We start from the raw sequence: 7,000 nt of genomic DNA on the forward strand, positions 1-7,000 counted from the left end.
TATGGCACAGGCACAACGGCTCGCGGGCTATGGTCTAGACGTTTTGAAGAAGCTGTTTAGAATGAAATAGCCCTGCTAAGTAAGGGATGACTTTGGTATGAGTTGGGTATGATTTATAATAGGAGCAGCTAAAATGGTCACAAATAGAGTAGTGGGACTATGGCAAAGAGGGCAAAGACATCGCTTACAGCATCTGAAGCAGGCATCGAACAAGCCAGAATAGCTTTGACGGACAAGAAGTGGAATTATCATGATTTGGAAAATGAACTAAGCATAAGTTATCAGCCTGTTGTAAATTTTTTTAATGGTAGGGCTGTTAACCGCACAATTTTTGTTAATATTTGCCAAAAGCTAGAGTTAGATTGGCAAAAAATAAAAATAGTCGATTCTTCTATCAATCAACCTGAATCGAAGCGAGAACAGAAAGAACCAAGCAACACGCAACCTGCAAATGCTGAACCTGAGCAAATTGAGGAAGGGCGGGACAACTTTTGTGACGAGGTTGTGGGCGAGAGGGTGCGATCGCACTCTCCGATCTCTGCTGAGGATTTCGATGAACTGGGAATAAACAAGGCTAATGAAAGAGATTTTGAGGGAGCTATTGAAAATTTCAATCGAGCAATTAAGCTCAATCCTAAGTATGCAAATGCCTACAATAACCTGGCTCTTGTTCGTGCTGAACTAGGGGACTATCTGGGAGCAATTGAAGATTACACAGAGGCGATATTGCTCAATCCTAAGTGTTCAGATTTTCACAGAAACCGCGGTCTTATTTCTTGTAAATTAGGTGATTACCGAGGAGCACAGGCAGATCACAGCCGAGCAATTCAACTAGCTCCTAGCAATGATAAAGTCTACAATAGCCGAGGCTTTACTCGTTTACAAATGGGGGACGTGCCAGGAGCGCTTAAAGATTTCACCCAAGCAATTGAACTAAATCCTGATTATGCCCTTGCTTGGAATAATCGAGGCGATGTCTACTTCTTGGAATTAGACGATTTGCAAAGAGCGCTTGATGATTACACGCAGGCAGCTCGGCTGAATCCTAAGAATCCTAAAACCTTCTACTACCTGGGAGTTATTCACTCTCGTTTGGGGAACAAAGAGAAAGCGCTTGAGGATTTTACCAAGGCAATTGAGCTTGAACGAGAGTTTGCTGAAGCTTATCAAAACCGAGGCATTGTCCACTATGAACTGGGCTATTCCCAAAAAGCAGATGTGGATTTTCACAATGCTAAAAATTTATATCGTCGGCATGGAAAAGAAGAAAATTACCAAAAGTTACTTGATATAATAGAAGGACTTCAGCAAGAAGATTGAGAGCGATCGCATTTAGTAAAGGGATAAAAAGAGCGATCGCTACATTGCTTAAAGCTTCAAATATACTACTATTCACTGTAATGATTCTTACAAGCTGCGATCGCAATTTCGACCTCCGTAACGTGGTAAACCAAACGATGTTCGTTATCAATGCGACTCGATCAAAAACCACTTAACTCGTATTTCAGAGGTTCAGGTTTGCCCAATCCTTCAAATGGCGATCGATCTATATCTTTAATCAATTCTACAATTTTGCGATAAATCTTTTTGTATAATTTTGCCCATTCATTAAAATCTGCAAAAGCAGAAGATTCAAAAATAATTCTTCTACTCATTACAAATCCTGTAAATCGACTTCAACTAAATTTTGTCTGTCTTTAACATTTTCAATAGCTTTCAACAGTTTGTTTTTATTGATTTCCGATTTCAAAAGATATTCGGTTTCATCGCATTCTGAGACAATTATTTCAATCTCTTTATCTCCAAAAATCGCTTTGATTTGTTCTAAAAATTTACGATCTAGTTCGCTGGCTTTTAAACGATAAACTGTTGACATCGTTTTTACCTATTTTTGATTGCGTTAAAATGATTAATATTGTCTTTAAATACAGTAGTTTGAAGTTGACATTAAGGGCTGGCAATTTTGCTGCCAGCCCTCAAGATGTTTTAGCGTTTGACCAACTTCTTAGAAACCTTCCGCAAGCGAATTGATTTCGGTGTGACTTCCACCAATTCATCCTGACCGATGTACTCCAAAGCGCGTTCCAAACTCATATCGACTGGTGCTTGCAATTGCGCCAATTCTTCACCGCCAGATGCGCGGTGGTTTGTCAACTGCTTCGACTTGCAAATATTCAGCTCCATGTCATCATCTCGGTTGTTTTCTCCGATAATCATCCCTCTGTAAACCTTGGTTCCGGGGGTAATGAAAAATACGCCGCGGTCTTCAGCATTTTTCAGTGAATAAGTAGTTGCAATTCCTTCTTCAAAGGAAATCAATACTCCGTTGCGACGGGCGACAATTTCTCCACCGAGGGGGCGATAGTCGAGGAAGCTGTGGTTCATAATTCCAGCGCCGCGAGTCAACCGCATGAACTCGCCTCGGAATCCAATCAAACCGCGAGCGGGGACAGAAAATTCGATTTGGGTGCGACCGGTGCTGCTGACGTGCATATCTTGCATTTCTGCTTTCCGCTGACCGAGGCGTTCGATGCAGCCGCCGACTGCTTCTTCGGGTACGTCTAACACCAAACATTCAAAGGGTTCGCAGGGACGACCGCCGACTTCGCGGAAGATTACTTGGGGCTGGGATACTTGGAATTCGTATCCTTCGCGACGCATATTTTCGATCAGGATTCCGAGGTGGAGTTCGCCACGGCCGGATACGAGGAATTTGTCGGGAGAGTCGGTTTCTTCGACGCGCAAGGCGACGTTGGTTTGGAGTTCTCGCATTAGCCGATCGCGAATTTGACGCGATGTTACCAAACTTCCTTCTTGACCGCAGAACGGCGAATCGTTCACAGAGAAAGTCATCTGCAAAGTTGGTTCGTCTACTTTGATTAAAGGCAGCGCTTGCGGGTCGTTGGGGCAGGTAATTGTCTCACCAATATAGGCATCAGCAAAACCAGCAACGGCGACAAGATTACCAGCAGAAGATTCTGGGATATCAATCCGCTTCAGGCCTTCAAAGCCCATCAATTTGGTAATTTTTGATTTGACAAGGGCGCCGCTTTCTGTGATTAAGACTGCTTGTTGGCCGATTCTAATCGTGCCGTTGTGGATGCGGCCGATGACGATGCGACCGACGTATTCTGAGTAATCTAAGGTGGTTACTTGCAGTTGTAGTGGCTTGTTGGGGTCGCCTACGGGGGGCGGTACGTGGTCGAGGATTTCTTCAAAGAGGGGCTTCATATCTACCCCTTCGTCTTCGAGGTGTTTTTTGGCGTAACCGCTTAAGCCGGAACCGAAGAGATAGGGAAATTCGCACTGATCGTCGTCAGCACCTAGTTCGAGGAACAGATCCAAAACTTTATCGACGGCTTTGTGGGGGTCTGCTCGCTCGCGATCAATCTTATTCACAAAGACGATCGGGCGCAGTCCTTTTTCGAGGGCTTTTTTGAGCACGAACCGGGTTTGCGGCATCGGGCCTTCGTTGGCGTCTACGATCAGCAGACAGCCGTCAACCATGCCGAGAACTCGTTCGACTTCTCCGCCGAAGTCCGCGTGTCCGGGGGTATCGACGATGTTGATCAGGGTTTCTCCGTACCTGACGGCGGTGTTTTTGGAAAGGATGGTAATGCCACGTTCGCGCTCGATGTCGTTGGAGTCCATGACGCAATCTGGGATTTCTTCCCCTTCGCGGAAGATCCCGGACTGTCTGAGGAGAGCGTCCACAAGGGTGGTTTTGCCGTGATCGACGTGAGCAATGATGGCGACGTTGCGAATGGGAAGACTCATAATGCGTCTGGAACGTTAAACGGATCTAACTAAAGATTTCTTAATAATTGTAGCGCATGGAGTCAAGGGCCGATCGAGCGCGGCTGTAAGATTGGAATGCGATCGTCGCTAGAATCAAGATTATGGAAGCGCAACAAGCGTGAAATTGAGCGTTACACCACGCCTGACGGCAGAGTTTTTTTCGATCGGTGATTTTGAGTTGGCCCAGGTGAAGAAGGTTGGATAGGGGGCGATCGCCGATATTAAGATGAGGGTGCAAGTTCGATCGACTTTATGGAAGTACAACCCAGAGATATTCAGCGTTATAGCACGCCAGACGGCAAAGTTCCTTTCTCGGAGTGGTTAGACTCCCTGCGGGATCTCAAGGCAAAATTTAAGATTGACCGGCGACTCGATCGAGTTGGGACTGGAAATTTCGGAGATTATCGAGCAGTCGGAGAAGGTGTCTATGAGTTGAGGATAAATTACGGCCCCGGCTATCGGGTCTATTTTGGACAAGTAGAAGAAACAATTGTACTTTTGTTGATAGGCGGGGATAAAAGCACTCAAGAGCAAGATATCCGCAAGGCTAAAACATACTGGACAGATTACAGGAGTTAAGACAATGACAATGCCTAAGAGCTTACCTTATCACCCCTATAAAATTTCAAATCTCAAAGATCCGGCATATTCTGCGGGCTATCTCACAGAGATTTTTGAGGAGGAAGAAGGCGATTTGGAATTAGGAATCATGCGAAAAGCACTTCGAGATGTATTTGAGGCTCTTGGCGAACCAAATATGTCTGCTGAAGATGCTAAATTGCATTTGGAAAAATTAGATGTTTTGTTTTCGGGAGAAGGAAGTGCGACAATTTATGCTTTGGCAAGTTGGCTGAAGGCTCTGGGATTGAAATTATCTGTTGTGGTTGATGAAGGGGATAAAGGGCAAGAGGAAGATTCTGTTGCTGCTGCTGAATTGGCGGAAGTTGGTAATGTTTGATGACTCACCCATTTCCCAAACATGGATTTTTAATTTTTTTTGATTTGAGGGTAGCACTATGTCAGAAACAGAACTAGATTTAGTATCAATAGCCACGAGAGTATTGCAGCTTGAAGAAGAGCAAGTTATTCTGAAAAAATATCTAGCCAAACTTAAGAGGCATTTAGAGGCACAGGAACAGCGATTTAACGATCGCCCTGAACCGCAAATGCTAGAAAGTTTGACTGCTGAAATTGCGTCCCTGCAACAGGCGTGTGATTTGGGAAATGGCGATATGTCCGTCATTGCCGATCAACCGATCGAGCTTGAAACCGAGACAGAAAAGCAAAAGTCAGACTTTCAGTATCAGTTAGTATGCGATCGTCCCAACAGTCGCGCTGTGTTGATGGAAGCCCTATCACTAGCTCAAGAGCGGCTGATTATTGTTTGCCCTTGGCTTAATTGTAACAGCATTAATGATGAATTGCTGCAAAAATTTAGGGATTGCTTGAACCGAGGATGTTTGATAAATATTGGCTGGGGTTATCTGGGAGACAGGCAAAAAATCGGCAAGGGATGGCGCTACAATGCTTTGGCATATTTGCAAGAATTAGCCAGCGAATATCCTGATAAATTTTGTCTCTCTTTATTGGGAACTCACGAAAACTTTTTAGTATGTGATTCTAGTTTTGCCATGTTGGGCAGTCACAATTTGCTGACGAATAGCGACCAAAGTGCCGAAAAAGAAGTGGGAATTCGCACGAATGACTGCCAAATTGTCAAGCAATTAATTGAGCGATTTGATAGCAGCGAAGTATTAAATGAGGAGGAGATAGAAAGGCGGTTTGTAGCCAGTTCGGATTACTTGGATAGAGCCGATTATTTGGAAGGATTAGCGGCGGATGCTGAAGATATTGCTTTAGAGGATAGCGGTGAGGATTTGGATGATGAGTCTGAGGACAGTTGGGAACCTGTTGTTAGTGTTGAGGAGTTTTGGGAGCGTTGCAAAAATCAGGGAGAAAGGGATTTTACAGGTATTAATTTAGCTGGTGCTTACTTGAGTAAAAGTTTCCTAACTTCTGATGTTAATCTGAGTAATGCTAATTTGGGTAAAGCTAATTTGAGCGGTGTTAATTGGCAGGGTGTCAAGCTCAGTGGCGCAATTTTGAAGGGAGCAGATATGAGGGATGGCTCTTTCTCTAGCACAAATTTTAGCGAAGCAAATTTATGCGGTGTCAACTTTTATAAGTCTAATTTATCCAGTGCAAATCTGAATCAAGCAAACTTAGTCAATGCCAACCTCGATCAGGCGAATTTATACAGTGCCAATCTGAATCAAGCAAACTTAGTCAATGCCAATCTTTCTCAGGCTAGTTTATACAGTGCCAATCTTTCTCAGGCTAATTTATCAAGAGCCGACCTCGCTCAGGCTAATTTACAATCAGCTAAACTAGAAAAAGCCAAATTAAGCAAAGCAAGCTTAAGAGGATCAAAGCTAGAATCTGCAAATTTTAGTGAAGCCGATTTGAACGGTGCAAACCTCAGCGGTGCTAAACTAAATCAACAAACAAAATTCACAACTGCCAATCTCGCTGAAGCTAACTTAAGCGGGCTATACTTGAGGAAAGTAGACCTAAAAAATGCTGATTTGACAAATGCCAATCTGAGTAATTCTAACCTTTTAGAAGCCAACCTCGATCGAGCCAATCTCAAAGGAGTTCAGCTTCAAGGAGCGATTTACAATCAAGCAACTTTATTTCCTACTGATTTCGATCCCGTGAAAGCGGGCGCTTACTTAATTGCTCCTTATGTATCGCTACAAAATGTCGATCTAACTGGTAGGGACTTGAGCAGTGTTAACTTGATGGGAGCCAATTTACAAGGTGTTAATTTGATTTCTGCACAATTGACGAGTTCCAATTTGAGAGATGCGAATTTGAGTGGGGCAAAACTTCAGGGAGCAAGGCTAGACGGCTGTAATTTGAGCCGAGCTAATTTGAAGCAGGTAAACTTGAATGATGCAACATTAGTTAGTGCAGATCTAACGACAGCCGACTTAACTGAATCTGACTTGCGACAAGCGGAATTAAACTCTGCAAAGCTGCGTGGTGCTGATCTAGTTTCAGCAGACATCCGTGCAGCAAGATTAGACTATGCAGACTTATCTGGCGCTAACTTAACTGGTGCAAAAACAGGGCTATTTCATTCTAAACAGCTTCTTCAAAACGTCTAGACCATAGCCCGCGAGCCGTTGTGCCTGTGCCA

The 7,000-nt window shown here is 43.9% G+C and carries 7 protein-coding genes and 1 pseudogene; 4 read left to right on the top strand and 4 right to left on the bottom strand.

The window, feature by feature from the left end; genetic code table 11:
• Positions 1-159 precede the first annotated feature (159 nt).
• Positions 160-1,320 (top strand): tetratricopeptide repeat protein, encoded by a 1,161-nt coding sequence (locus QUB44_RS29825; RefSeq protein WP_333373300.1) that lies wholly within the window; start codon positions 160-162, stop codon positions 1,318-1,320.
• Between the two features lie 68 nt (positions 1,321-1,388).
• Here QUB44_RS29825 and QUB44_RS29830 read toward each other — a convergent pair.
• The 4 genes and pseudogenes from QUB44_RS29830 to QUB44_RS29845 all read right to left on the bottom strand — a co-directional run bounded on the left by QUB44_RS29830 (position 1,389) and on the right by QUB44_RS29845 (position 4,036).
• Positions 1,389-1,655 (bottom strand): annotated as a pseudogene (locus tag QUB44_RS29830) (Txe/YoeB family addiction module toxin).
• A complete protein-coding gene (locus QUB44_RS29835; protein ID WP_333093429.1) occupies positions 1,655-1,876 on the bottom strand; it encodes a hypothetical protein in 222 nt (73 codons plus the stop codon). The pseudogene QUB44_RS29830 and the gene QUB44_RS29835 overlap by 1 nt, the downstream one beginning before the upstream one ends.
• Positions 1,877-1,986: 110 nt before the next feature.
• On the bottom strand, positions 1,987-3,777 hold the full coding sequence (gene typA, locus QUB44_RS29840; RefSeq protein WP_333373303.1) for a translational GTPase TypA: 1,791 nt from the start codon (positions 3,775-3,777) through the stop codon (positions 1,987-1,989).
• Between the two features lie 40 nt (positions 3,778-3,817).
• Positions 3,818-4,036 carry a hypothetical protein gene (locus QUB44_RS29845; RefSeq protein WP_333373306.1) on the bottom strand — a complete coding sequence of 73 codons (219 nt, stop codon included), beginning with the start codon at positions 4,034-4,036 and terminating at the stop codon, positions 3,818-3,820.
• A gap of 14 nt (positions 4,037-4,050) precedes the next feature.
• On the opposite strand from QUB44_RS29845, the gene QUB44_RS29850 reads away from it, so the two are divergent.
• The 3 genes from QUB44_RS29850 to QUB44_RS29860 are packed head-to-tail and all read left to right on the top strand — an operon-like array spanning position 4,051 to position 6,968.
• On the top strand, positions 4,051-4,377 hold the full coding sequence (locus tag QUB44_RS29850) for a type II toxin-antitoxin system RelE/ParE family toxin (RefSeq protein ID WP_333373309.1): 327 nt from the start codon (positions 4,051-4,053) through the stop codon (positions 4,375-4,377).
• Between the two features lie 10 nt (positions 4,378-4,387).
• Positions 4,388-4,756, top strand: a complete 369-nt coding sequence (locus QUB44_RS29855) for a transcriptional regulator (RefSeq protein WP_333373312.1) — start codon at positions 4,388-4,390, stop codon at positions 4,754-4,756.
• Between the two features lie 58 nt (positions 4,757-4,814).
• On the top strand, positions 4,815-6,968 hold the full coding sequence (locus QUB44_RS29860; RefSeq protein WP_333373315.1) for a pentapeptide repeat-containing protein: 2,154 nt from the start codon (positions 4,815-4,817) through the stop codon (positions 6,966-6,968).
• Positions 6,969-7,000 lie beyond the last annotated feature (32 nt).

Origin of the sequence: Microcoleus sp. AT3-D2 (genome assembly GCF_036705715.1) — a bacterium.
GTDB lineage: Bacteria > Cyanobacteriota > Cyanobacteriia > Cyanobacteriales > Microcoleaceae > Microcoleus.